Consider the following 23750-nt stretch of genomic DNA (forward strand, 5'->3'; position numbering starts at 1 on the left):
GCGCGGCGCGGCCGCGCAAACCGTATCGGCGACCCCCGCCCCGGCTGCGTCAGCCGGCCGGCGCGGCGCGCACGGTTCGCGCGGCGTTGACCGCGCGGATATCGACGGTCGGCGGCGCGCCGGCTGCTGATCGGTCGCCCGTGTCGTCGAGCGGCACGAGCGCGACGCGTGCCGGCGTGCCGGGTGCGAGATCGAACCAGTCGTCGCGCGGCACGAAACCCGGCGCGTCGATCTGCACGTGACGGGCGACGTGGCGCGTGTCGATGTCGACATACCATGTATCGCCGATGCGCGACACGCATGCTTCGATGCCGGGCTCGCGGCGTGCGAACACCGCAGGATGCGTGCGGGACGGGAAGTAGAACGCCTGCGACAGCAGCGTGCCGTCGTCGGCGCGCAGCGTCGCGACGACGGTGTCGTGCTCGCACGGCCCGAAGCGATACGCGTAAGTCCAGTCGAAGAAGCGACCGAGCAATTCGGCCGAGCCGAGCCGCACCGTGTCGTGCGCGGCGATCCGGACCGGCCCACCGGCCCGCGCGACCGGTGTGCGGCCGTCGCGCAGCGCGACCAGCTCGACGGCCGCCGACAGCGGCGCCGGCCGCTCGTTGATCACGTGCACATCGAGGCCGTTCAACCCTTCGTCAACGAGCAGGACCTGCACCGGCTGAAGCACCTGGCGCAGCGCATACCACACCGATTTCGGCCGATGCGTCGCATCGATCAAGCCCCATCCGGCGCCCGGCATCACGTCCTGGAACTGCCAGACGAGGGCTCCCGCGCAGCGCGAGCCGGTGCGCCGCCATTCGGCGAAGGTGTCGCGCATCAGGTCCGCGATCGCCGCGCGCGACAGCTCGAAGTAGCGCGACGGATCCTCGCGTCGCAGGCGGTCGGGCGCCACGTCGTACAGCGTCTGCAGATAGTGATCGCGAATATCGTCGAAATCCCACGACGTGCCGGGGTCGCGCGGCACGGCCGCCTTCCAGCGCGGCTCATGAACGTCGGGCCAGCCGAGGCTCGCGAGCATTGCGTCGCACGGCACGTTCGCGAACGCGAGGCATTCGCTCGCGAAGCGCACGTCGGCGCGGCGCGAGTCGTCGAGCGGGCGCAGGTACGCGCCGACGCCGTAGTAGTGCGACACGCGCTCGCGCGGCTGGAACGGCAGTGCGCCGCCGTCCGGCGAGTCGGGGACATAAAGCACGTCGGGCCGCCGTGCCGCCGCATGGCCGGCGAGACGCTCGGCGGTCAGTTCGAGGAAGCGCTGCTTCGGCGCGAGCCCCGACATCGCGGCCTGCTGTGCGATCTCGCTGCCGCCGCACAGCACCGCGAGCGACGGCGACGCGCGGTGGCGCGTGAGGAATTGCTCGGCTTCGCGATCGACGGCGGCGGCGAATGCGCGATCGTCGAGCGCGTAGTCGAAGTTCGCGAACATGAAGTCCTGCCAGACCAGCAGCCCGAGCCGGTCGCACCACGCATGGAATGCGTCGGCCTCGTAGGTCATCGTGCCGCCGATGCGAATCATGTTGAAGCCGGCGTCGCGCGCGTGACCGAGCAAACGGCCATAGGTCGCGTCGTCCGCGTGCAGCGCGAGCGGGTCGGCGCTGCTCCAGCATGCGCCGCGCGCGAATACGCGCACGCCATTCACGCGCAGCCCGAACCCGTTGCCGTCGTCGCCCGCGTCCGGTTCGATCGTGCGGAAACCCGTCGCACCGAGCGACCGCCGTTCGGCGCCGATGTGCAGCGCGACGTCGTAGAGCACCGGTTCGCCATGCGTGTGCGGCCACCAGCGGCGCACGTTCGGCACCGCGACGCTCGCACGCAGCCGGTCGGCGCCGCAGCGTTCGAGCGTCGCGTGGTGCTCGCCGCACGACAGCCGGGCCGCGAACGCATCGGGCAGCGGAGCGGCGAACGCGAGTTCCGCATCGAGCCAGCCGGTGTCGCCGTCGAGGCGCGCATGCAGGTCGCACTGGACGAGAACCTGGCCGTCGGCCGGGTCGAGCACGTCGACGGGCCGCCACGGTCCGGTCGGCACGCAGCGCGGAAACCAGCCGGGCATGTGTCCGAGCAGCGACGTGCGCACGGTGCGCAGCGTCGCCGGTTCAGCCAGCCGCGTGCGCCAGCGTGCACGGCGCGATGCGCGCGCGTCGCGCAGGTGCGGCGCGAGGGCGCGGAAGCAGACGGTGAGTCGGTGTGTGCCGTCGAGCGACACGCGCACGTCGTGCGCGACGAACATGCTGTCCGAGCGCAGGATCGGCGTGTCGTCGAGCCATGCGTCGGCGAGCGTCGCGAGGCCGTGAAAGCGCAGCACGCGCGGCCCGTGTCCGCGCAGTTCGACGCGATACCAGTGATCGCGCTCGTCGAGCGATGCCACATCGTCATGCTGGCCGGCAAGCGCGAGCGCTTGCGCGACCGTGCCAGGGACGGCGGCGGCGATCCAGCCGTCGGCGGGGAGGTCGAGCGGCCCGCGCACGATGCCCGCGGCCGTTGCGAGCATCGACCACGCGGGCGCGGCGTGCGCGGCACGCGTGCGCGTCACCGCATCACCGGCACGGGCGCCGCGTCGACGCGAACGGGCAGCGCATGCCGCAGCGGCGGGGCGATCTGCCGCGCGCAGTCGATCAGATCGGTGTAAGCCGCTTCGATTGCGTCGAGCGTCGCGTCGCCGCGTTCTTCCTTGCCGCGCGCGCACGCTCGCGCGAGCCGGAATTCCAGCACCATCGCCTCCGATGCGATGCGGTCGCAGGCAGTGCGAATCTCCGCGAACGGCCCGACGCAGCCGCTTGCCTGCAGCCAGCGCGTGTAATGGCCGAACAGTTCGAAGTTCGCGCCGAGTTGCCGCACCGAATTGAACGAGTACGCGTGAAAGCGTTCGAGCGGCGAATCGGCGAGCGACTTCGTATCGATCTGCAACTGGCGCCGGAACGCCGTGATCGGATTGACCACCGGCAGGCGGCGCAAGTGCCGCTGCAGCGACGCGAGCGAGACTTCGCACAGCACGCGCTCGTCGAGCGGTGCGAAACGCCGCTTCGCGCATTCGACGTAAGGCGGCAGCGGCATCGGCGAGCTGCCGCCGACGAGGCCGTTGTAGTCGAAATCCTCGGCCACGTAATAGCCGCTGTTGTGGAAGTAGCCGATCTGGCGGTGCATGCGGTCGATCGCGTCGATGCCGATCGTCGTTTTCGTATGCTGCGCGCGGTAGCTGCTGCCGCGCGTGTCGGGGAGGAACCACGCGTCGACCTCGACGATCATCAGGTGGCCGCGCGCGACCTGCGTCTCGATGTGCTGGTCGAGCGGTTCGTAGATCGAATGCTCCTGCACGACGATCCCGTAGAGCCGCTCCAGTTCGTCGTGCGGAAACTTGAAGAACGTGAACTGATCGCCCTCGAAATCGAGCGCGATCGTAAACGGCAGCGCCGCGTACGGATTCAGGCCCCACCACCGGAGCACCTCGAGCCACATGTCGACGTAGCAGTTGGTCTGTTTCCAGACCATCTCCTGACTGTGCAGCGGGTGCGGCCGGTAGTGGCGTGCGCGATGGCGCACGTCCTCGAACGACGCGTCCTCGCCGTCGCGGGACACGAATTTCATCGTGTGCCCCACAGCACGTCGCGCACTTCCTGCGGCCATGCGTCGAGATCGAAGCCGTGATGACGGAACAGCGCGAGCGTCAGCCGCTCGAGACCGAAGCCGACGCAGCCCGTGTGCGCGACGTCGCCCGTCGCGGTGCGGATGTCCCACAGCAGCCCGAAGTGATCCATGTGGTAGTTGAAGCTCAGGCACGCGGTCTGGCGGTCGTCGTGTTCGATCGGGATCAGCAGCTCGAACTTCAGGTTCTGCTCGCGCTGGCTGTTCGCGACGATCTTGCCGCCGCGACCGAAGAACGGATCGTTCGCGAGGTCGATCGCGTTCGGCAGGCGCAGCGCCTCGATCATCCGCGTGCCGCGCTCCATCCACGTCTCGCGGAACGCGACGATCTGCTCGGGCGTGCCGATCCGTACGTATTCGCGCATCCGGAACAGCTGCATGCGGGTCGGGTCGAGCGACGGCTCGTGGCGGAAGCAGTACGAGAACACGTCGACGATGCGGCCGTCGGCGGGCAGCGCACCCGCGCGCGCGACGACCGGATACACCGGGTAGCACGCGGCCGGCGTCATCACGACGTAGGTCGGCTTCTGGCTTTCGGTCCAGTCCTCGCCGCGATCGAGGCACTGCAGCACGCGCTGGTGCCGCTGTTCGTCGCCGCAGAACGCATGCACGCTGCCCGCGAGTTGCGGGAAGCTCTTCATGTATTCGCTGCGCTCGAATTCGGTGCGGCTCATCGCCGGCGGGAAGCGCAGCACTTCGGCCTGCTGGTCGGCACCCAGGCGCGTGACGAACGCGTCGAGCGCTTCGACGACGCGCTCGAATCGCTCGCTGCGGCCGAACAGGCCCTGGATCCCGGTCGACACGAGCAGGCCCGCATCGATCAGCTCGTCGCGCAGCGGATTGACGCCTGCGCGATCGAGCGGCGCGTCGGACGCGCTGGCGGCGGAGGCGGCGGAGGGTACGGCGAGGCGATCGTTCACGAATGTTTCTCCAGCGTCGCGGGACGCAGTGCGAGCAGCAGGCTCGAGGTATTGGCGGCAATGCGGTCGTTGCTGATCATCAGCGGCGCCGCGTGCAGGTCGCGCAGGTGGCGGCCGATGCTGAACGGCGTGCCGTGCTTGTAGCCGGCCATTCCGCAGATCATCATGGCCTGCTGGACGACCTCGAGCGCCGTCGACGACACATAGGTCTTCAGCGTGTTGATCTCCGCGGCCCACGCCATGCCGGCCGACCACGAGCGCGTGGACGCGCTCGAATGGAGGCGCAGCACGTTGTCGACGCGCGCCTGCATCGCCTGCATCAGCGCCAGCGATTCGGCGATGCGACGCGACGCGGGCGACGGCGCGCCGTCGGTCTGGCGCGCCTGCGCGCGGAAGAACTGGTGCGCGCGGTGGAACGCGTCGCCGGCCACGCCGACCCAAACCGCCGCCCACAGGATGTGCGAAACCGGCACCATCGTCTGTTCGGCGATCTGCGCGAACGGCACGGGCAGGCATTGCACGGTCGCACCGCGGGCGTCGAGCACGAAGCCGTTGCTGCAGGTGCCGCGCATGCCGAGCGTGTCCCATTCGCCGCGGCGCGTGAGCGTATAGCCGTCGCGCAGCAGCGTGACGAGCACCTGCTCGGACGCCGGCGCGTCGGCATCGCGCCGCGCGGTCGCGAGGATGCCGTCCGCGTAGTCGCCATACGAGATCGTCGGCGCGGATTTGTGCAGCCGGAATTCGCCGCCGTGGGTTTCGAGCGCGCACTGGCTCGCGCGCAGGTTGCCGCCGACGCCGTCTTCCGACGTTGCCGACGCGAGCAGCCACTGATGGCGCACGAGCTGCTGCAGGAACAGCTTGTGCCAGCCCTGGTCGGCCGCGTGGTTGACGATGCACGCGACCTGGATCTGGTGCATCGCGAACACCATCGCCGACGATGCACAGGCCTGGCCGAGGATCGAGCATGCGGACGCGATGTCGGCCAGCGACGCGCCCATGCCGCCGAGCTGGGTCGGGACCATCGCGCTCAACAGGCGGCGCGCGCGCATGGCCTCGATCGCCTCGACGGGGCAGCGCGCGTCGCGATCGACGGTATCCGCGTGCTGCGCGGCGATGTGCGCGACCGCATGCGCGGCGTCGTCGAGCCGGCGCGCTTCGTCGTCGGCCGCGAGCTCGGGAAGCAGCGCGCTCATGCGGAATGCTCGGAGCGTTGCAGGGTCGCGATCGTGTCCGCGAGCGCGTCGATGCTGCGGAACAGGTTGCGGTTGAGCATCTCGTCGGGAATCTCGATGTTGAACTGCTTCTCGATCGCGAGCATCAGCTGGATCGTGTCGAGCGAGGAGAGGCCCGCTTCGTAGAGGTCGTCCCCGTCACCGATCGAATCGATCGCGGCTTCGAGGTGGGCGACGTGCTTGAGGATGGTTCTGATGTCTTTTTTCACGTGCTGCTCCGGCGTGCGTGGTGTCGTCCGCTCGGGCGGACGCGCGCAGCGCGCTGACATCCCCCCGGCAGCCCGGCACCAGTAGACCATTCGCACGCACGGCGTTCTGTTCGCCACCCTACAATCGGCTGACCCGGCGCGCCCGCGAACGCCGACCTGCCGTGCGCGTCACGCGCGCGCCGCGGCGCTCACGCCCGAGTCGGCCGACAGGATGCGCTTCATCTCGTCGCGCACGATCGCGCGGCAGCCGCACGACAGTTTCTCGAGGCCGGCCAGATCGGCGAGCACGATCGAGCTGCGGTACTGGCGGATCAGGCCGAGCCTCTGGATCTCGCCGGCGGCATCCGTGACCGTCTCGCGGCGCACGCCGAGCATCTGCGCAAGCATGCTATGGGTGACCTGGATCTCGATGCTGCGCGAGCGGTCGTACGCAAGCAGGAACCATCTGCATAACTGATGTTTGAGGACGTGATGGCGGCTGCAGAACGTGATCTGCGCGACCTGGGCCATCAGCAGCCGCACGCACACGAACACGAGATGGCGAATCACCGGCGACGCATCGAACGCGGCGGCGAAGATGCGCCGGTCGAGCCGGTAGACGAAGCCGTCGCGGCATGCGACGGCGCGGCACGGCATCCGGCCGCTGCCGCCGATCACGTCGTCGCACACGACGCTCTCGCTGCCGATCTGCGCAACTTCCAGCGTCATGCCGCCGGTCGACACGTACTGCAGTGAAATCGCCGTCGTGACGGGCAAGTAGACCGCGGTGAGCATTTCGCCGGGTTCGCACAGCACCTGGCCCGATTTCAGGTGCACGAGCTGAAGGTTGGCAATCAGCGTCGCGCGTTCGTCGCGGTCGACGGCGGCGAGAAACCGGTTCGCGTCGAAGCTGTGGGAAAGCTCGATCATGCCGCTCGCGGGGGCGACGGCGTCATTGGCCTGGTGAGTCACGGCGCATCCTCGTTGGGGCAATAGCGGATCGCGCGGCGCCACCCACGAGGGATTTAGCACGCGCGTGCGAATTTGTGTTCGTCGGAATTCGAATGCCGATAGTGGGAAAAGGCTAGCACGCCATTGAATTCGATAAATTACGCATTACGTCATTTCACAAAGTTTGACGTTTAGATGTATATGCAACTGTTATATGGATTTGAAGTTCATGTTTTCGTGAGTTAATCGCCTCGAAGTGGATCGACGGATAAGTGGCGAATTAAGTGCCGATCGTGAATCAATCGGACGACGATGCAAATCGTACAGCGGAAATTATTCGGAGTCTCTTGAACATTATTTGACAATCGATATTAGTCCATCATTTTGTTCAATTGAATCATCGGTTTAGTGGAGATATGTGCGCCAGCTTACAAAGCTGAGAATTAGTGGATCGATTCAAATTTGAGACAGTTTCAAACGGTCATTTGAGGTCCGCTCAACCGCTCCGGCGGCGCGCGAGACATCACGGAAACAATTGAAAACGGCCCGTAAGTATTTGAACGATAAGCATCGCGCGCCGCTGCGGGTGCCACCGCGCGGGGCGCGATCATTGTTCAGTCGAATCGCATGCTGTGTCCGCGACGGCGGAGGGTGTCCGGAAATGAGACGCTTTTTGCGGTTTTCCGGCGGCTATTCGGGCGCTCTCAATCACGTGTCATTTACATATTAAGGATGAAGCGGGTATTGGCACGTAAATCGCTTATTCGGGCAGGCGTGTCGAAACGGACTGCCGATTCGATCCGGCGGCGTGAAGCCGAAGGTCGATTCGGTCGCGGGTTGTGGCCGCAACCCGCGTCGTCGTCCGGGCGCGCATCGCGATAACGAGTTCCGCTGACGCAGCTGCATGCGGCGCGGACGATAAAAGGGATACAGCCATGCTTCATCTTTACTCGAGCTACTCGGCGAATGCCATTCTCGGCGCTCTCCCCGAGGACAGCATCCGTGCCATTGCACCGCATCTCGAGCTGGTCAGGATCAAGGCCGGCATGCTCGACCGGGTCGGTGAGCCGATGCGCCACCTGCATTTCCCGACCACCGCCATGATGTCCGTGCAGCACCTGATGGAGGACGGGGCGATGGTCGAAGTCGCGATGGTCGGCCGCGAAGGCACGGTCGGCCTCGCGACGCTGCTCGGCGGCACCGCAGTGTCGAACCGCATCGAAGTCCGCATCGGCGGGATGGCCTATCGCGTGCCGACCTGCATCATGCGCTCGGAATTCGAACGTTCGCCGGACACGTACCGCCTGCTGCTGAACTACTGTCAGGCGATCATGGCGCAGGTGTCGCGCAGCGCGCTGTGCAACCGGCACCACTCGGTCAGCGAGCAATTGAGCCGCTGGCTGCTGCTCGCGCACGACCGGATCGACGGCGACGAACTGGCCGTCACGCAGCAGACGATCGCGAACATGCTCGGCGTGCGTCGCGAAGGCGTGACGGAAGCGGCCGGCAATCTGCAGGAGGCCGGGCTGATCCGGCAGCGGCGCGGCCGTATCACCGTGCTCGATCGCGACGGTCTCGAGCGTCAGGCATGCGAGTGCTACGAGCTGATTCGTGCGGACTATCGCCGGCTGCTCGGCGCGCGAGCCGGCGCGCGTTCGATGCCGGTGCGGCAGCGTATGCAGGACATGCACGGCGGATTCCCCGCGCACGGTGCGTGACGATGCATGCGCTGGCGGGTGGAACGAATGCGATGCGGCGTGCCGCGGTCGCAGCGGCCGACGTCGCGCTCGTGCTGGCGGGAACCCTCGCCGCGCAGGCCGCGATGGGGCTCGCGTGGCGTGATCTGTCGGATGCGCAGCGCGGCGCGATTGCATTGCTGTGCGTGCTGACGGTCGCGCTGTTGCCGCGCACCGTGCGCCTGTCGCGCGGTGGGGCGTCGCCGCATGGCGGCGGGATCGTGCTGACGCGCACGGTGGTTACGGTCGTGTGCGCGGGCGCGCTGACGGTGGTCGGCACGATGTGGATCATGAATCGTGGCGGGACGGTCACGACGCGCTGGATCGCGCGGACGGTGTTGTCCGGCGACGCGGCGCTGCTGCTCGGCAGACTGGCGCTAGGCGCGCTGGCGATGCAGCGCGGTGACGCGCGCGCGCGGCAGCGGCGCGTCGCGATCGTCGGCGCGACCGCATACGGACGCGTGGCGATCGAGCGCATGCAGATGGAGCCGGCCGGACCGTTCGCGGCGGCCTGCGTGTTCGACGACGATGCGCCGGCCGCCTCGGCGGACGGGATTGGCGGTGTGCCGGTGATCGACGACTGGGTCGCGCTGCGGCGCATGATCCGCGCCGGCGAGATCGACGAAGTGTGGCTCACGCTGCCGATGTCGCACGAGTCGCGCATTCGGCGCATCGTGCGCGAACTGCGCGACGAGTTCGTCGAGCTGCGGTTGTTGCCGGACGTGCGGCAGATGGCGGTCGTCGAGCGTTCGGCGACCGATGTGCTCGGCATGCCGGCGATCAACCTCGCGACCACGCCGCGTTCCGCGCCGGAACTGTGGGCGAAGTTCGCGTTCGACCGGCTGTTCGCGGTCGCCGTGCTGATTCCGCTGCTGCCGCTGCTCGCGGTGCTGGCGATCGCGGTGAAGCTGTCGTCGCCGGGGCCCGTGTTGTTCCGGCAGCGCCGCAAGGGCGCCGACGGGCGGGAGTTCCATATCCTCAAGTTCAGGACGATGCGCGCGCATCGCGCGCAGCCGGGCGTCGTGCGGCAGGCCTCGCGCAACGACGCGCGCATCACGCCGGTCGGCGCGTTCCTGCGGCGCACGTCGCTCGACGAGCTGCCGCAGTTCTTCAACGTGCTGTCCGGCCAGATGTCGGTGGTCGGCCCACGTCCGCATGCGATCGAACACGACGACTTCTATCGGCAACTGATCGACTGCTACATGTATCGCTATCGCGTGCGGCCGGGGATCACGGGATGGGCGCAGGTGAACGGCTATCGCGGCGAGACGCGCAAGGTCGAGGCGATGGCGGCCCGCGTGAAGCTCGACCTGTTCTACATGCAGAACTGGAGCTTCTGGTTCGACATGAAGATCATCCTGATGACGGTCGTGCGCGGCTTCGTCGGACGCAATGCGTTCTGATGAAGAGGATTGCGAACTATTACGGGTGAGGGATGCCGCCTCAATGAGACGTGCACCGCAACCGCAACCGCGGACCCTAAACCGAAGCCGCGCTCAACTATCCGCCGGCGGTTGTCCACCCGTCGGCAAGGCAGCGGGCAAGACGGCAGGCGAAGCGGTCGGTTGAGCGTCGGGCGCGGCTTGCGCGCTCGACGGCTGGATGGCGTGCTGAATCGTCGGCACGACCATCGTCGGGAACAGGGCCGCAAGGGCCACCCAGATGACGACGCCGAATACCATGACGTTCTCCCGGAAAGCCGCGGATTCGCCGCGCATGTTTTCAATCTACGACGCAACTTTGTACAGGGGATTGATCGATCTCAACGGCCGCTGCGTCGGACGAATGCGCTCGCGCGGGTGTTCAGGTCCGTCCCCGGTTTTCGTGCGCGCGGTGCGGGCGCTGACGCCGGTCAACACATGCGTGTGCATTGGGTTTATGCTGCGTCGAATGCGTCCGGCCCATCGTGCGGCCGGGCGCGGATCCGGACACGACGGGCGACGCATGCCTGCCCGCCGTGCACCGGCGCGACAACCGCGCGCCGCATGCGTCATTGCGCGGGAACCCGGAAAAAGGAGAGACGGCGATGGCGCTCGACCGAGAACAACGGCAGACGCTGCAGCGGCGGCTGACCGACAGCGAGCAGACGTTGCGGGCGGATATCCGGACGACCGAGGACCAGCGCGCGTCGGAGTCCTATGCCGAACTCGCCGGCGCGGCGCCGGACGAGGGCGACGAGGCGAATGCCGATCTGTTCGTCGACATGGATCACGCATTGATCGGCATGAAGCTGGCCGAGTTGCGCGCGATCGGGCGCGCGCAGCAGCGCATGCGCGACGGCAGCTACGGCGAGTGCATCGACTGCGATGCGCCGGTCGGCTACGAGCGTTTGCTCGCGCGGCCGAGCGCCGAGCGCTGCACGCATTGCCAGTCGGTGTACGAGCGTCGCTACGCGACGACGCCACGCGCATCGCTCTGACGTCGGCGCTGCGGCCGCGCCGGCAGCGCGCCCCGCGCGACGCGACACGGGCAACCGGCGCAGGATGACCAACGGGCGCCCGCCGCCGTCGACATGCGGCGCCGGGCGGGCAAGCGCCGGCGCGCCAGCGCACGGCGCCATCCACGTGGAAGGGAGCCACGCCGATCATGCCGATCCACAATGCCGAGTGCGCGGCCGTATTCGCCGAAATCGCCGACATGCTCGAGATCCAGGGCGCGAATCCGTTCCGGGTGCGCGCCTATCGCAACGCGGCCCGTACGATTGCCGAGTACGGGCGCGACATTCCGGCGATGATCGCGAACGGTAGCGATCTCGGCCAGATTCCATCGATCGGCGCCGATCTCGCGGCGAAGCTGCGCGAGATCGCCGCGACCGGCACCTGCGAACTGCAGCAAACGCTGCGCCATGCGTTGCCGGGCGCGATCGTCGAACTGCTCGACGTGCCGGGGCTCGGCGCGAAACGCGTGAAGGCGCTGCATGATGCATTGCACGTCGACTCGCTCGAGCAGTTGCGCGCCGAAGCGAAGAGCGGGCACGTGCGCGCGCTGCCGGGCTTCGGCGCGAAGACCGAAGCCCATCTGCTCGACGCGATCGACGAGCGCCTGCAGCGCGAACCGCAGCGCTTCCTGCTGCCCGATGCCGCGCAATCGCTGCGGCCGATGCTGGAGCGGCTGCGCCAGGTGGCCGGCGTCGGCGAAGCGGTGCCGGCCGGCAGTTTTCGGCGCTGCCGCGAGACGGTTGGCGATCTCGACATCCTCGTGAGCGCACAAGATGCGGCCGCGGTGGCCGACGCGTTCGTCAGCTGCGGCGACGTCGCGCGCGTGCTCGCGAACGGCAAGACGCGTTCGAGCGTGATGCTCGGCAACGGGCTGCAGGTCGACCTGCGTGTCGTCGACGCCGACGCATTCGGCGCGGCGCTCGTCTATTTCACCGGATCGAAGGCGCACAACATCGCGCTGCGCCGGATCGCGCAGGCCGGCGGCCTGAAGATCAACGAATACGGCGTGTTCCGCGGCGACGAGCGGATCGCGGGCGCGACGGAGGCTTCCGTCTACGAGGCGATCGGCCTTCACTGGGTGCCGCCCGAATTGCGCGAGGGCCGTGGCGAGATCGACGCGTCGCGCGCCGGCACGCTGCCGGCGCTGGTCGAGCGCAAGCATCTTCATGGCGATCTGCACGCGCATACCGACGCGTCGGCCGGGCGCGACAGCCTGCGTGCGATGGCGGACGCGGCCCGCGCGCGCGGGCTCGCGTATCTGGCCGTCACCGATCGCATGCCGGACGCCGGCGGCGGCCGTACCGATTGCGACTGGCTCGTGCGGCAGATCGATGAGATCGACCGCCTCAACGCGTCGTTCGACGACTTCGTGCTGTTGAAGGGCGTCGAGGCCGGCATTCGCGAGGACGGCAGCCTCGATGTGCCCGACGACGTGCTCGGCCGGCTCGACCTCGTCGTCGGCGCGGTGCGCGACGGCTTCGACCTGCCGGGCGACAGGCAGACCGAGCGGATCCTGCGCGCGATCGATCATCCGTATTTCACGATCCTCGCGCATCCGACCGGCCGGCTGCTCGGCGAACGCGACGCCTGCGAACTCGACGTGCCGCGCGTGCTCGCCGCAGCCGCCGCGCGCCGCTGCTTCGTCGAACTCGACGGCGACCCGCGGCGGCTCGATCTGCCGGACCTGTGGTGCCGCGAGGCAGCGAAGGCCGGCGTCGCGGTAGTGATCGGCTCGGACGCCCGCTGTGCGGACGATTTCGACAATCTCGACTACGGTATCGGCCACGCGCGGCGCGGCTGGCTCACGCGGCACGACGTGCTCAACACGCGCACGCTCGCGCAACTGCGGCCGCTGCTGGCGCGCACGATGGGCGGTGCGGGCAGCGCGAGCGGCGCGTCGAAGCGCGACCGCCCGAAGGGCGCGTGACGGCGCGCCGGGCTCAGGCCAGCACGTCTTCCGCCGGGACGTAAGGCAGGCCGAGCGCGAGCGCGACGGCCTCGTACGTGACGTGGCCGTCGCACACATTCAGGCCCGCGCGCAGATGCGGGTCGTCGGTCATCGCGCGTTTCCAGCCTTTGTCGGCGAGCGCGAGCGCGTGGCCGAGCGTCGCGTTGTTCAGCGCGAACGTCGACGTGCGCGCGACCGCGCCCGGCATGTTCGCGACGCAATAGTGCACGACGCCGTCGACGACGAAGGTCGGCTGCGCGTGCGTCGTCGCGTGCGAGGTCTCGAAGCAGCCGCCCTGGTCGATCGCGACATCGACGACGACGGCGCCCGTGCGCATCGTCGCGATCATGTCGCGCGTGACGAGCCGCGGCGCCGACGCGCCCGGCACGAGCACCGCGCCGATCACGACGTCGGCTTCGCGCACGGCTTCGTCGATCGTATGGGCGTTCGAGCAGACGGTCGCGATCCGGTTCGCGAAGATCAGGTCGAGCTGGCGCAGCCGGCCCACGTTGGTGTCGAGCACGGTGACGCGTGCGCCGAGGCCGACCGCCATCTGCAGCGCACCGGTGCCCACCACGCCCGCGCCGAGCACCACGACGTGCGCGGCCGGCACGCCGGGCACGCCGGCCATCAGCACGCCGCGGCCGCCGCGCGGGCTTTCGAGGTGCGTCGCCGCGACCTGGATCGACATGCGTCCCGCGACTTCGCTCATCGGCGCGAGCAGCGGCAGCCCGCCGCCGGGGCCCGTCACGGTTTCATACGCGATGCAGACCGCGCCGGACTTCACGAGCGCGGCAGCCTGCTCGGGATCGGGCGCGAGATGCAGGTATGTATAAAGAATCTGCCCGCGCCGCAGCATTGCGCATTCGGCGGCCTGCGGTTCCTTGACCTTGATGATCATGTCGGCGCGCGCGAAGAGCTCGCGCGCGTCGTCGCACAGCGCCGCGCCGGCGGCCGTGTAGTCGTCGTCGAGCAGGCCGATCGCGGTGCCCGCGCCGCGCTGCACGAGCACGTGGTGGCCATGCCGCGTGAGTTCGCGCGCGCCGGCCGGCGTGAGGCCGACGCGGTATTCATGGTTTTTGATCTCTTTCGGCACACCGATCAGCATGAGTCGTCTCCTTGGGTATTCGTCGTTGTTGTCGTGCCTGAGCGCGCTGCGATCGTCCAATAGTCCGATCGTCCGACCGTGCGTGCCGGCGAACGGCCCGTGTACGACGTGCGCATGCACGGTCCGATGGCCGTATTGGAATAAAAGGGTAGTGGTGCCCGGGGGGAAGTCAAGAGGCGGCCAACCGCGACGGTGCGCGCACTGCAGTGCAACACGCGGCGTGGCGCATTGCGACCGGACGTCGCAATGCGCGCGGCACGGGGTTTGGGTATCGTCTTGTATGCCGCTGAGCGGGGCCGCGTGCCGGAGTCCATTCGGCTGGATCACGCGACACAACGACACGATGAAGCAAGGAGCCTGACCGACATGACGAGCGCGTATTTCAGCGTGCCGACGCTTTGCGCGATCGCACTGGTTCACGTCTACTGGGCGTTCGGCGGAAGTCTCGGCAAGCGTGCGGCCATTCCGGAACAGGACGGCGTGCCGCTGCTGCGGCCGAGCGCACCCGGCACGCTTGCCATCGCGGCGGCGTTGCTGGCCGGCGCAGGCGCGGTGGCGTCGCGCGCGGGCTGGCTGTGGCCGAACCTGTATCCCGGTGCGATCGCGTTCGCGGTCGTTGCGCTCGCATTGATCTTCGCGGTGCGCGCCATCGGCGATTTCCGCTACGTCGGCTTCTTCAAGCGGATCCGCGGGTCGCGTTTCGCGCGGATGGACAGCCTCTGTTACTCGCCGCTTTGCGCGGCGCTCGCGTTGTCGATCGCATCGATGCTGTGGCCGTGGTGAGTGCCGGGCCGATCAGGGCGGTCATCTTGCAGCGAGCGAAGCCGTAACGCACGTCGCGGCTTTCGACGAAAGCACCGACCGGGGCGCGCGGGTTATTCCTGAAAATGACCTGCACAGAGCGGGCGAAACCCGCGCCTGCGTCCGGTACCCCTCCGCATGCCACGACGTGATCGTGCTGCGGCTCTTGCATATCCCGACTCCCGCATTTTTCAATTATTGCGATTTCCGATGCAATGAATTGCATCTAACCCTTTGGCAATGGAACCGGTTCTATCTATAATTCGCGGCACTCGTTGCCGGGCCCGGAATGAGGGTCGTGCACGTTGCGCTTGCCGTCGGCCGGCGCGGCGTCTAAGTTGAACCAGGCCCATGGCGATGGCGGGTAAATGACGTGAGAAGCCCGTTATTTGTCCGATGATAAGACCCGCGAAGAGGTCGACCCGCGCGGCGCGCCCGAACCGGCGCGCCCGCGGCTGCATGACGGCGCCGCCCGCCAATGCGCGGCCGGCGCCCGCATCGACAGTGTTTGCAATACAGCAAAAACAGGATCGCCGGCCGCGTGCGGCATGGCTACCGGTCGGGCATGGCGCATGCGGAATGCGCGTCCCCGAACCACGCTCCCCAACGATCAACATCCGACCATGTCCACGCCACCCGACAAACCCAATTCGCGCCGCCGTTTCCTGCGCACGTCGGTCGCGCTCGTGCCGATCGCGTCGGTCGCCGGTTGCGACCTGCGCTCGTCCGCGACCACGGCCGGCAATGCGTCCGCCGCGTCGGCCGGCGCCGAACGCGCGCCGTACAAGCCGACTTTCTTCGATGCGAAGGAGTGGGCATTCGTCCAGGCCGCCGTCGATCGGCTGATCCCGGCCGACGCCGAGGGTCCCGGCGCGCTCGAAACCGGCGCGCCCGAATTCATCGACCGCCAGATGGAAACCCCGTACGCGCACGGCGCGACGTGGTACATGCAGGGGCCGTTCCAGCAGGGCGTGCCCGAACTCGGCTATCAGCTGAAGCTCGTGCCGCGCGACATCTACCGGCTCGGCATCGCGGCGGTCAACCGCTATTGCGAAAAGGCGCACGGCAAGACGTTCGCCGACCTCGACGCACCGACCCGCGACACCGTGCTCGGCGCACTGGAGAAGGGCGGCGCGCAGATCGACGACGTGCCGTCCACCGTGTTCTTCGGCCAGTTGCTGCAGAACACGCGCGAAGGCTACTTCTGCGATCCGGTGCATGGCGGCAATCACGACATGGCCGCGTGGAAGATGATCGGTTTTCCGGGCGCGCGCGCCGACTTCATGGATTTCGTCAACCAGAACGGTAAGCCGTATCCGTACGGCCCGGTTTCGATCAACGGGGAGCGCAGCTGATGGCCGCGGAAAAGAAGCCGCACGTTGATGCGGTGATTGTCGGCTTCGGCTGGACCGGCGCGATTCTCGCGAAGGAACTGACCGAAGCGGGCCTGAACGTCGTCGCGCTCGAGCGCGGCGAGTATCGCGACACCTATCCGGACGGCGCGTATCCGAACACGATCGACGAGCTGACCTACAACGTTCGCAAGAAGCTGTTCCTCGATCTGTCGAAGACGACCGTGTCGATCCGCCACGGCGTGCAGGACACCGCACTGCCGTACCGGCAGCTCGCCGCGTTCCTGCCGGGCGAGGGCGTCGGCGGCGCGGGGCTGCACTGGTCGGGCGTGCACTTCCGGATCACGCCGGAGGAGCTGCGCCTGCGCAGCCACTACGAAGAGCGCTACGGCAAGAAGTTCATCCCCGAAGGCATGACGATCCAGGACACGGGCGTCAGCTACGACGAGCTCGAGCCGTATTTCGACTTCGCGGAGAAGGTGTTCGGCACGTCGGGGCAGGCGTACAAGGTCGGCGGCAAGGTGGTCGGCGACGGCAACGTGTTCGAGGCGAACCGCAGCGACAACTTCCCGCTGCCCGCGCAGCTCAACACCTATTCGGCGCAGCGCTTCTCCGACGCGGCGAAATCGCTCGGGCTGCATCCGTACCGGCTGCCGTCGGCGAACACGTCGGGGCCGTACACGAACCCGTACGGCGTGCAGATGGGGCCGTGCAACTTCTGCGGCTACTGCAGCGGCTACGCGTGCTACATGTACTCGAAGGCGTCGCCGAACCTGAACATCCTGCCCGCGCTCAAGCAGGTGCCGAACTTCGAATTGCGCTCGAAGTGCCACGTGCTGCGCGTGGACCTGGACGACACGAAGAAGCGCGCGACGGGCGTCACCTACGTCGACCCGGCCGGCCGTGAAGTGCATCAGCCGGCCGATCTCGTGATCGTCGCCGCGTTCCAGTATCACAACGTGCACCTGCTGCTGCTGTCGGGCATCGGCAAGCCGTACGACCCGATCTCGGGCGAAGGCGTCGTTGGCCGCAATTTCGCGTACCAGAACCTGTCGACGATCAAGGCGTTCTTCGACAAGGACACCTACACGAACCCGTTCATCGGCGCGGGCGGCAACGGCGTCGCGGTGGACGACTTCAACGCGGACAACTTCGACCACGGCCCGCTCGGCTTCGTCGGCGGCTCGCCGCTGTGGGTGAACCAGGCCGGCGTGAAGCCGATCAGCGGCATCGCGACGCCGCCCGGCACGCCGCAGTGGGGCTCGGCGTGGAAGAAGGCGGTCAAGGACAACTACGCGCACACGATCTCGATGGACGCGCACGGCACGAACATGTCGTACCGCGACGTGTATCTCGACCTCGATCCGACCTATCGCGATTCGTACGGCCAGCCGCTGTTGCGGATGACCTTCGACTGGAAGGACAACGACATCAGGATGGCGCAGTACGTGACCGGGCAGATGAAGAAGATCGCGGAAGCGATGGGGCCGAAGGCGATCGGCGTGTCGACGCGCGAGTTCGGCAAGCATTTCGATTCGCGCGCGTACCAGACGACTCACCTGGTCGGCGGCGCGATCATGGGCACCGATCCGAAGACGAGCGTGCTGAACCGCTACCTGCAGTGCTGGGACGTGCACAACGTGTTCGTGATGGGCGCGTCGGCGCTGCCGCAGGGCATCGGCTACAACCCGACCGGGATCATCGCCGCGCTGGCCTACTGGTCGGCACGCGCGATCCGCGAGCAATACCTGAAAAATCCCGCCCCCCTGGTGACCGTATGAAGAGGACAGTGAACCATCCCAACCACCACCACGCCGCGCGCCGCATGTCCCCGCTGCGGCGCGCACTGGCGATCGGCACGGCGTGGGCGGCGCTCGGTCTCGCCGGCGGGTCGGCCTTCGCGCAACCGGCGGCGCCGGCGGCGGCTTCAGGCCCAGCAGCCGCACCGACCGCACAGTCGGCCGACGCGGCCCTCGTCAAGCGTGGCGAATACCTGGCCCGCGCGGGCGACTGTATCGCGTGCCACACGGCGAGCGGCGGCAAGCCGTTCGCGGGCGGCCTGAAGTTCGACACGCCGATCGGCGCGATCTATTCGACCAACATCACGCCGGATCCGAAGACGGGCCTCGGCGGCTGGACGCTCGAGGACTTCACCCGCGCGGTGCGCGAGGGCGTCCGCAAGAACGGCGACACGATGTATCCGGCGATGCCGTTCCCGTCCTACGCGCGTCTGAACGACGACGACGTGAAGGCGCTCTACGCGTACTTCATGCACGGCGTGGCGCCGGTCGAGCGCGAGAACCGCGCGGTCGACATCGTGTGGCCGCTGTCGATGCGCTGGCCGCTGACGTTCTGGCGCAAGCTGTTCGCGCCGACGCCGAAGCCGTTCGATGCGACGCCGTATACCAATCCTGTGATCGCGCGCGGCGCGTATCTGGTGGAGGGGCTCGGCCATTGCGGCGCGTGCCACACGCCGCGCGCGGTGACGATGCAGGAGCGCGCGCTGACCGATGCGGGCGGCCTCGACTTCCTGGCCGGCGGCGCGGCGATCGACGGCTGGGTGCCGACGAGCCTGCGCGGCGAGCCGCGCACCGGGCTCGGCGCGTGGACCGAAACCGAGATCGTGCAGTTCCTGAAGACCGGCCGCACGCTGCGCACGGCCGCGTTCGGCGGGATGACGGACGTGGTCGCCCACAGCATGCAGCACATGACCGACGACGACCTGACCGCGATCGCACGCTACCTGAAGACGCTGCCGCCGCGCGTGCAGGGCGAGCAGCCGCACGTGTACGACGCGGCCGCCGCGAAGGCGCTGCAGGGCGGCGACGCGAGCAAGCCGGGCGCGGCCGTCTATCGCGACAACTGCATGGCCTGCCACCGCAGCGACGGCCACGGCTACACGCGTGTGTTCCCGGCGCTCGCCGGCAACCCGGTCGTGCAGGGCGAGGATCCGACGTCGCTGATCCACGTCGTGTTGGAAGGCAGCGCGCTCGCGGGCACGCGCACCGCGCCGTCGACCTTCACGATGCCGCCGTTCGGCTGGCGCCTGTCGGACCAGGAAGTCGCGGACGTGTCGAACTTCGTGCGCACGAGCTGGGGCAATACGGGTGCGGCGATCACGGCCGCGCAGGTCGCGAAGGTGCGCAAGAGCGTGCCGTCGACGCGACCGGAGCCGCCGCCGGGCGCGCGGTTCCCGCAGGCATCCCGCTGACGCGGGGGGGCGGGGCGGCTGCCTCGCCCGATCGCGCCTCTCGTGGACTCGCGGCGCCGGCCGGCGCGCGTGACACGTTCCTTCCGACCGGGGTAGTACCCCCGCAGTGGCGCGCCGCCGCGTGAAAATTTCGCGGCGGCGCGCCATTCTTCCGCCTCATCCCTTATCCTTTGCCTCTTGAACCTTACTAAATCGTTACAAGAGCCTGGGAGGGGGGATGCCTCATGACGTCAGCCTGATTGCGTTGCTCGCGGCCGGTTTCGGTCTCGCGATGATCTTCGGTTACCTCGCGTCGCTGCTGAAAATGCCGCCGCTCGTCGGCTATCTGCTCGCCGGTATCGTGATCGGCCCCGGCACGCCCGGTTTCGTCGGCGACCTGTCGCTCGCGCAGCAGCTTGCCGAAGTCGGCGTGATGCTGCTGATGTTCGGCGTCGGCCTGCATTTCTCGCTCGGCGATCTGCTCGCGGTGCGCAAGATCGCGCTGCCAGGGGCCGTCGTCCAGATTACCGTCGCGACGCTGCTCGGCGGCGGGCTTGCGCTCACGTGGGGCTGGAGCCTCGGCGCGGCGCTCGTGTTCGGGCTCGCGCTGTCGGTCGCGAGCACGGTCGTGCTGTTGCGCGCACTCGAAGGGCGCGGGCTCGTCGAGACGGTCAACGGGCGCATCGCGGTGGGCTGGCTCGTCGTCGAGGATCTCGTGATGGTGCTCGTGCTCGTGCTGCTGCCGCCCGTCGCGGGGTTGCTCGGCGGCACGCCGCCCGGCGACGCGCACGCGGCCGGCGGCAGCGTGTGGGGCACGCTCGGCGTCACGATGCTGAAGGTCGCTGCGTTCATCGTGCTGATGCTGGTGGTCGGCAAGCGCGTGTTCCCGCGCATCCTGTGGCTCGTCGCGCGTACCGGTTCGCGCGAGCTGTTCACGCTGTGCATGATCGCGGCAGCGGTCGGCATCGCGTTCGGCGCGGCGAAGCTGTTCGACGTGTCGTTCGCGCTCGGCGCGTTTTTCGCCGGGATGATGATGCGCGAGTCGGAGTTCAGCCGGCGCGCGGCCGACGAGACGCTGCCGCTGCGCGACGCGTTCTCGGTGCTGTTCTTCATTTCGGTCGGGATGCTGTTCGACCCGACGGTGCTGCTCACCGAGCCGCTGCACGTGATCGAGGTCGCGGCGATCGTGCTGATCGGCAAGACGCTCGCGGCGGTCGCGCTCGTGATTGCGTTCCGTTATCCGCTGAACACCGCGCTGACGGTCGGCGCGGGCCTCGCGCAGATCGGCGAGTTCTCGTTCATCCTCGCGGGCCTCGGCCGGGCGCTCGGTTTGCTGTCGGCCGAGGGGCAGAGCCTGATTCTCGCGGTCGCGCTGATCTCGATCGCGATGAACACGCTGCTGTTCGCGATGATCGATCCGGCGCTCGCCTGGATTCGCAAGCATTCGGCGTTCGCGCGCAAGCTCGAGGCGCGCGACGATCCGCTCGCCGCGCTGCCGATGTCGACGCCGCAGACGCACCTGACCGGTCAGGTCGTGATCGTCGGCTACGGCAAGGTCGGCACGCGCATCGCGCATGCGCTGGACGAGCGCGGGATCGCCTATGTCGTCGTCGAGCAGAACCGCGAGCTCGTCGAGAAGCTGCGCGCGGACGGCGTCGCGGCCGTGTCGGGCGACGCGATCGAGCCGGTCGTGCTCGTGCAGGCGCATATCGCGCGTGCGGGGATGCTGGTCGTCACGCTGCCGGACGTGTTCGACGTGCGGCAGATCGTCGAGATCTCGCGCACGCTGAACCCGACGCTGGAGGTCGTGCTGTGCACGAACAGCGGCGACGAGGCCGACTTGCTGGCGAGCGAGGGCGTCGGCACCGTGTTCATGGGCGAGAGCGAACTCGCGCGCGGGATGACCGAGCATGTGCTCGGGCGGATGGTGAAGCCGGTGGCGGCTGCGCATTGACGGTTGCGCATGCGCGTATTCGACGGGCCTGTCGCACGCGCGGCCGCGTTCGCGCGGGTAGCGGGATTGCGCCGGCTGTCGGGACTGCGCCGGTTGTCGGGATTGCGCCGGCTGTCGCAATCGCGCCGGGTGTCGGGATTGCGCCGGGTGTCGGGATTGCGCCGGGTGTCGGGATTGCGCCGGGTGTCGGGATTGCGCCGGCTGTCGGGATTGCGCCGGCCGTCGGGATCGCGCCGGTCGGCGGGACGGCGACAGAGCGCGTGAGCGGCATTCGACGCGACGAATAGCCGACGCATTCGCCCGCCGCCGCGCCCGGTCTTACACGGCGGGTTTCAGCCCGCCGCCTTCGCCTGTACGGTCGCGCCGGATTGCGCGGCCGTCTTCACCGACGTCGCCGCCTTCTGCGCGGCCGCCGTCTTCGGCTGCGCCGCAGCCTTCGGTGCCGCGCCCGGCTTCTGCGGGGCCGCGCCCCTGGCCGGCGCGTTCGGCGTCGGCTCGACCGGTGCATCGGGCGGCACGCCGAGCAACTGCAGCGCGCCGCTCGTGACCGACGAGAACACCGGGCCGGCCACCGTGCCGCCGTAGTAGCCCTTGCCGCGCGGCTCGTCGATCATCACCGCGACGATCAGGCGCGGGTTGCTCATCGGCGCCATCCCCGCGAACAGTGCGCGGTACTTGCCCTTCGCATAGGTCGCGCCGACCTGCTTGCGCGCCGTGCCCGTCTTGCCGCCGATCCGGTAGCCGTCGACCCGTGCGCGGCGCCCCGTGCCGCCTTCGCCGACCGCCGACTCGAGCATCGCGCGGATCGCCGCCGCGGTTTGCGGCGACGTCACGCGGTGCCCGCGACGGGAATCCATCGTCAGCGGGTCGGTGCCGCTCTTCAGCAGCGACACCGGGTGCAGCGTGCCGTCGCCCGCATAGGCGGTGTAGGTCTGCGCGATCTGCAGCAGCGACATCGACAGCCCGTAGCCGTACGCCATCGTCGCCTGCTCGATCGGCCGCCAGCGCTTGTAGCCGCGCAGGCGGCCCGACGCGACGCCCGGGAACGTCAGCTCCGGCGCGCGGCCGATCCCGTATTCCTGATACTTGTTCCAGATCGTTTCAGCGGGCAGGTTCAGCGCCAGCTTGGCGAGCGCGACGTTGCTCGACTTCTGCAGCGCCTCCGACACGGTCAGCGAGCCGTGGTTCGACGTGTCGTGGATCACGGCCGGGCCGATCTTGTAGGTGCCCGGCGACGTGTTGATGATCGTGTTCGGCGTGACCTTGCGCTCGTCGATCGACAGCGCGACGACGAGCGGCTTGATCGTCGAGCCGGGCTCGAACGTGTCGATCACCGCGCGGTTGCGCAACTGCTGGCCGGTCAGCCGGAAGCGATCGTTCGGATCGAAGGTCGGGTAGTTCGAGAGCGCGAGGATTTCGCCGTTCTGCGCGTCGAGCACGACGACGCTGCCGGCCACCGCATTGTTCTCGAGCACCGCGGCCTTGAGCTGGCTGAACGCGAGCTGCTGGATGCGCCGGTCGATCGTCAGTTCGATCGTCGCGCCGTGCTGCGCGGGCACGAGCGGGCGCGTGTCGGACACGATGCGCCCGAGCCGGTCGCGGATCACCTCGCGCTGTCCGGACGTCCCCGACAGCCGCGCATTCGCCGCGAGTTCGACGCCTTCCTGGCCCTTGTCCTCGACGTTGGTGAAGCCGACCACGTGCGCGGCCGACTCGCCTTCCGGATAGAAGCGCTTCGAATCGGCGATCTGCGTGATGCCGTCGATCGCGAGCTTGTCGAGCCGGCCCGCGGTATCGGCGTCGACCTGCCGCTTCAGCAGCACGAACGTACGGTCGTTGCGCAGGCGGCGTTTTATTTCCGCGAGCGGCATGTCGAGCAGCTTCGCGAGCTGCGGATAGTCGATTTCGGCGACCTGTTTCGGGTTCGCCCAGATTTCATAGGTCGACAGGCTGACCGCGAGCATCGCGCCGTTGCGATCGACGATGCGGCCGCGCATCGCGTCGAGCTCGATCGTGCGCTGGTAGCGCTTCTGGCCTTGCCCGACATAGAAATCCTGGTTCGCGACCTGCACCCAGAACGCGCGTCCGATCAGCGCGGCGAATCCGAGGGACACCATGATCACGACCAGTTTCGAGCGCCACATCGGCAGGCGCGACGCGAGCATCGGATGCTTGGTCGCGGCGGCGTACGGATCGGCGGGGTGGGTCTTCTTTTTCACGCTCATGCAAGGGCCAGGTCGGGCCGCCGGACGGCGGCAAGTCAGTCTGAATAATGCGATTGTAATAAAGG

At 68.3% G+C, this 23750-nt stretch carries 18 protein-coding genes; 9 read left to right on the forward strand and 9 right to left on the reverse strand.

All coding sequences use genetic code 11. From position 1 onward, the window contains the following. Nucleotides 1-49: 49 nt before the first annotated feature. The 6 genes from BAMB_RS18280 to BAMB_RS18305 all read right to left on the reverse strand — a co-directional run bounded on the left by BAMB_RS18280 (nt 50) and on the right by BAMB_RS18305 (nt 6954). Nucleotides 50-2491, reverse strand: a complete 2442-nt coding sequence (locus BAMB_RS18280) for a glycoside hydrolase family 2 protein (protein WP_045554974.1) — start codon at nt 2489-2491, stop codon at nt 50-52. 38 nt (nt 2492-2529) lie between these two features. Next, complete coding sequence (locus BAMB_RS18285) at nt 2530-3585, reverse strand: DUF1839 family protein (protein WP_011658654.1); 1056 nt, start codon at nt 3583-3585, stop codon at nt 2530-2532. Then, nucleotides 3582-4562: an amino acid--[acyl-carrier-protein] ligase gene (locus BAMB_RS18290; RefSeq protein ID WP_011658655.1), complete on the reverse strand. Its 981-nt coding sequence runs from the start codon at nt 4560-4562 to the stop codon at nt 3582-3584. The genes BAMB_RS18285 and BAMB_RS18290 overlap by 4 nt, the downstream gene beginning before the upstream one ends. Then, nucleotides 4559-5755, reverse strand: a complete 1197-nt coding sequence (locus tag BAMB_RS18295; protein ID WP_011658656.1) for an acyl-CoA dehydrogenase family protein — start codon at nt 5753-5755, stop codon at nt 4559-4561. The genes BAMB_RS18290 and BAMB_RS18295 overlap by 4 nt, the downstream gene beginning before the upstream one ends. Then, on the reverse strand, nt 5752-6003 hold the full coding sequence (locus BAMB_RS18300) for an acyl carrier protein (protein WP_006753529.1): 252 nt from the start codon (nt 6001-6003) through the stop codon (nt 5752-5754). The genes BAMB_RS18295 and BAMB_RS18300 overlap by 4 nt, the downstream gene beginning before the upstream one ends. Before the next feature lie 168 nt (nt 6004-6171). Further along, the gene (locus tag BAMB_RS18305; RefSeq protein WP_011658657.1) at nt 6172-6954 is read right to left on the reverse strand and encodes a Crp/Fnr family transcriptional regulator; all 783 of its coding nucleotides are present in this window, start codon (nt 6952-6954) and stop codon (nt 6172-6174) included. A 914-nt stretch (nt 6955-7868) separates the two neighbouring features. On the opposite strand from BAMB_RS18305, the gene BAMB_RS18310 reads away from it, so the two are divergent. Together BAMB_RS18310 and BAMB_RS18315 are read left to right on the forward strand one after the other, a co-directional pair. Next, on the forward strand, nt 7869-8651 hold the full coding sequence (locus BAMB_RS18310) for a Crp/Fnr family transcriptional regulator (RefSeq protein ID WP_011658658.1): 783 nt from the start codon (nt 7869-7871) through the stop codon (nt 8649-8651). A 32-nt stretch (nt 8652-8683) separates the two neighbouring features. After that, nucleotides 8684-10072, forward strand: coding sequence for an undecaprenyl-phosphate glucose phosphotransferase (locus BAMB_RS18315; RefSeq protein ID WP_011658659.1), 1389 nt, complete (start codon nt 8684-8686; stop codon nt 10070-10072). A gap of 93 nt (nt 10073-10165) precedes the next feature. Here BAMB_RS18315 and BAMB_RS18320 read toward each other — a convergent pair whose 3' ends face one another. Continuing rightward, nucleotides 10166-10351: a hypothetical protein gene (locus BAMB_RS18320; RefSeq protein ID WP_041491641.1), complete on the reverse strand. Its 186-nt coding sequence runs from the start codon at nt 10349-10351 to the stop codon at nt 10166-10168. 344 nt (nt 10352-10695) lie between these two features. On the opposite strand from BAMB_RS18320, the gene BAMB_RS18325 reads away from it, so the two are divergent. Both BAMB_RS18325 and polX read left to right on the forward strand, forming a co-directional pair. Continuing rightward, entirely contained in the window at nt 10696-11088 is a 393-nt protein-coding gene (locus BAMB_RS18325) for a TraR/DksA family transcriptional regulator (RefSeq protein ID WP_006753534.1), read from the forward strand. Between the two features lie 167 nt (nt 11089-11255). Further along, nucleotides 11256-13034 (forward strand): DNA polymerase/3'-5' exonuclease PolX, encoded by a 1779-nt coding sequence (gene polX, locus BAMB_RS18330; protein WP_011658660.1) that lies wholly within the window; start codon nt 11256-11258, stop codon nt 13032-13034. Between the two features lie 13 nt (nt 13035-13047). On the opposite strand, the gene ald is transcribed toward polX, so the two are convergent. After that, entirely contained in the window at nt 13048-14163 is a 1116-nt protein-coding gene (gene ald / locus BAMB_RS18335; RefSeq protein WP_011658661.1) for an alanine dehydrogenase, read from the reverse strand. Between the two features lie 366 nt (nt 14164-14529). Here ald and BAMB_RS18340 point away from each other — a divergent pair, with 366 nt between their 5' ends. From BAMB_RS18340 to BAMB_RS18360, 5 genes are all read left to right on the forward strand, one after another. Continuing rightward, nucleotides 14530-14946 (forward strand): DUF3995 domain-containing protein, encoded by a 417-nt coding sequence (locus BAMB_RS18340; RefSeq protein ID WP_011658662.1) that lies wholly within the window; start codon nt 14530-14532, stop codon nt 14944-14946. A 641-nt stretch (nt 14947-15587) separates the two neighbouring features. Continuing rightward, the gene (locus BAMB_RS18345) at nt 15588-16319 is read left to right on the forward strand and encodes a gluconate 2-dehydrogenase subunit 3 family protein (RefSeq protein WP_041491446.1); all 732 of its coding nucleotides are present in this window, start codon (nt 15588-15590) and stop codon (nt 16317-16319) included. Then, nucleotides 16319-18097, forward strand: coding sequence for a GMC family oxidoreductase (locus BAMB_RS18350; RefSeq protein ID WP_011658664.1), 1779 nt, complete (start codon nt 16319-16321; stop codon nt 18095-18097). Before BAMB_RS18345 ends, BAMB_RS18350 begins: the two co-directional genes overlap by 1 nt. Then, nucleotides 18094-19527: a cytochrome c gene (locus BAMB_RS18355; protein WP_011658665.1), complete on the forward strand. Its 1434-nt coding sequence runs from the start codon at nt 18094-18096 to the stop codon at nt 19525-19527. The genes BAMB_RS18350 and BAMB_RS18355 overlap by 4 nt, the downstream gene beginning before the upstream one ends. 217 nt (nt 19528-19744) lie before the next feature. Continuing rightward, a complete protein-coding gene (locus BAMB_RS18360) occupies nt 19745-21460 on the forward strand; it encodes a cation:proton antiporter domain-containing protein (protein ID WP_011658666.1) in 1716 nt (571 codons plus the stop codon). Between the two features lie 332 nt (nt 21461-21792). On the opposite strand, the gene BAMB_RS18365 is transcribed toward BAMB_RS18360, so the two are convergent. Further along, nucleotides 21793-23685, reverse strand: coding sequence for a peptidoglycan D,D-transpeptidase FtsI family protein (locus BAMB_RS18365; RefSeq protein WP_011658667.1), 1893 nt, complete (start codon nt 23683-23685; stop codon nt 21793-21795). Nucleotides 23686-23750 lie beyond the last annotated feature (65 nt).

The organism is Burkholderia ambifaria AMMD, assembly GCF_000203915.1.
Lineage (GTDB): Bacteria > Pseudomonadota > Gammaproteobacteria > Burkholderiales > Burkholderiaceae > Burkholderia > Burkholderia ambifaria.

Excerpts from the sequence above, each read along its gene's own strand:
- BAMB_RS18280 (WP_045554974.1), bottom strand. The coding sequence starts at position 2,491 with ATGCTCGCAACGGCCGCGGGCATCGTGCGCGGGCCGCTCGACCTCCCC.
- BAMB_RS18285 (WP_011658654.1), bottom strand. The coding sequence starts at position 3,585 with ATGAAATTCGTGTCCCGCGACGGCGAGGACGCGTCGTTCGAGGACGTG.
- BAMB_RS18295 (WP_011658656.1), bottom strand. The coding sequence starts at position 5,755 with ATGAGCGCGCTGCTTCCCGAGCTCGCGGCCGACGACGAAGCGCGCCGG.
- BAMB_RS18310 (WP_011658658.1), top strand. The coding sequence starts at position 7,869 with ATGCTTCATCTTTACTCGAGCTACTCGGCGAATGCCATTCTCGGCGCT.
- BAMB_RS18315 (WP_011658659.1), top strand. The coding sequence starts at position 8,684 with ATGCGGCGTGCCGCGGTCGCAGCGGCCGACGTCGCGCTCGTGCTGGCG.
- BAMB_RS18320 (WP_041491641.1), bottom strand. The coding sequence starts at position 10,351 with ATGGTATTCGGCGTCGTCATCTGGGTGGCCCTTGCGGCCCTGTTCCCG.
- BAMB_RS18325 (WP_006753534.1), top strand. The coding sequence starts at position 10,696 with ATGGCGCTCGACCGAGAACAACGGCAGACGCTGCAGCGGCGGCTGACC.
- polX (WP_011658660.1), top strand. The coding sequence starts at position 11,256 with ATGCCGATCCACAATGCCGAGTGCGCGGCCGTATTCGCCGAAATCGCC.
- ald (WP_011658661.1), bottom strand. The coding sequence starts at position 14,163 with ATGCTGATCGGTGTGCCGAAAGAGATCAAAAACCATGAATACCGCGTC.
- BAMB_RS18340 (WP_011658662.1), top strand. The coding sequence starts at position 14,530 with ATGACGAGCGCGTATTTCAGCGTGCCGACGCTTTGCGCGATCGCACTG.
- BAMB_RS18345 (WP_041491446.1), top strand. The coding sequence starts at position 15,588 with ATGTCCACGCCACCCGACAAACCCAATTCGCGCCGCCGTTTCCTGCGC.
- BAMB_RS18350 (WP_011658664.1), top strand. The coding sequence starts at position 16,319 with ATGGCCGCGGAAAAGAAGCCGCACGTTGATGCGGTGATTGTCGGCTTC.
- BAMB_RS18355 (WP_011658665.1), top strand. The coding sequence starts at position 18,094 with ATGAAGAGGACAGTGAACCATCCCAACCACCACCACGCCGCGCGCCGC.
- BAMB_RS18360 (WP_011658666.1), top strand. The coding sequence starts at position 19,745 with ATGCCTCATGACGTCAGCCTGATTGCGTTGCTCGCGGCCGGTTTCGGT.
- BAMB_RS18365 (WP_011658667.1), bottom strand. The coding sequence starts at position 23,685 with ATGAGCGTGAAAAAGAAGACCCACCCCGCCGATCCGTACGCCGCCGCG.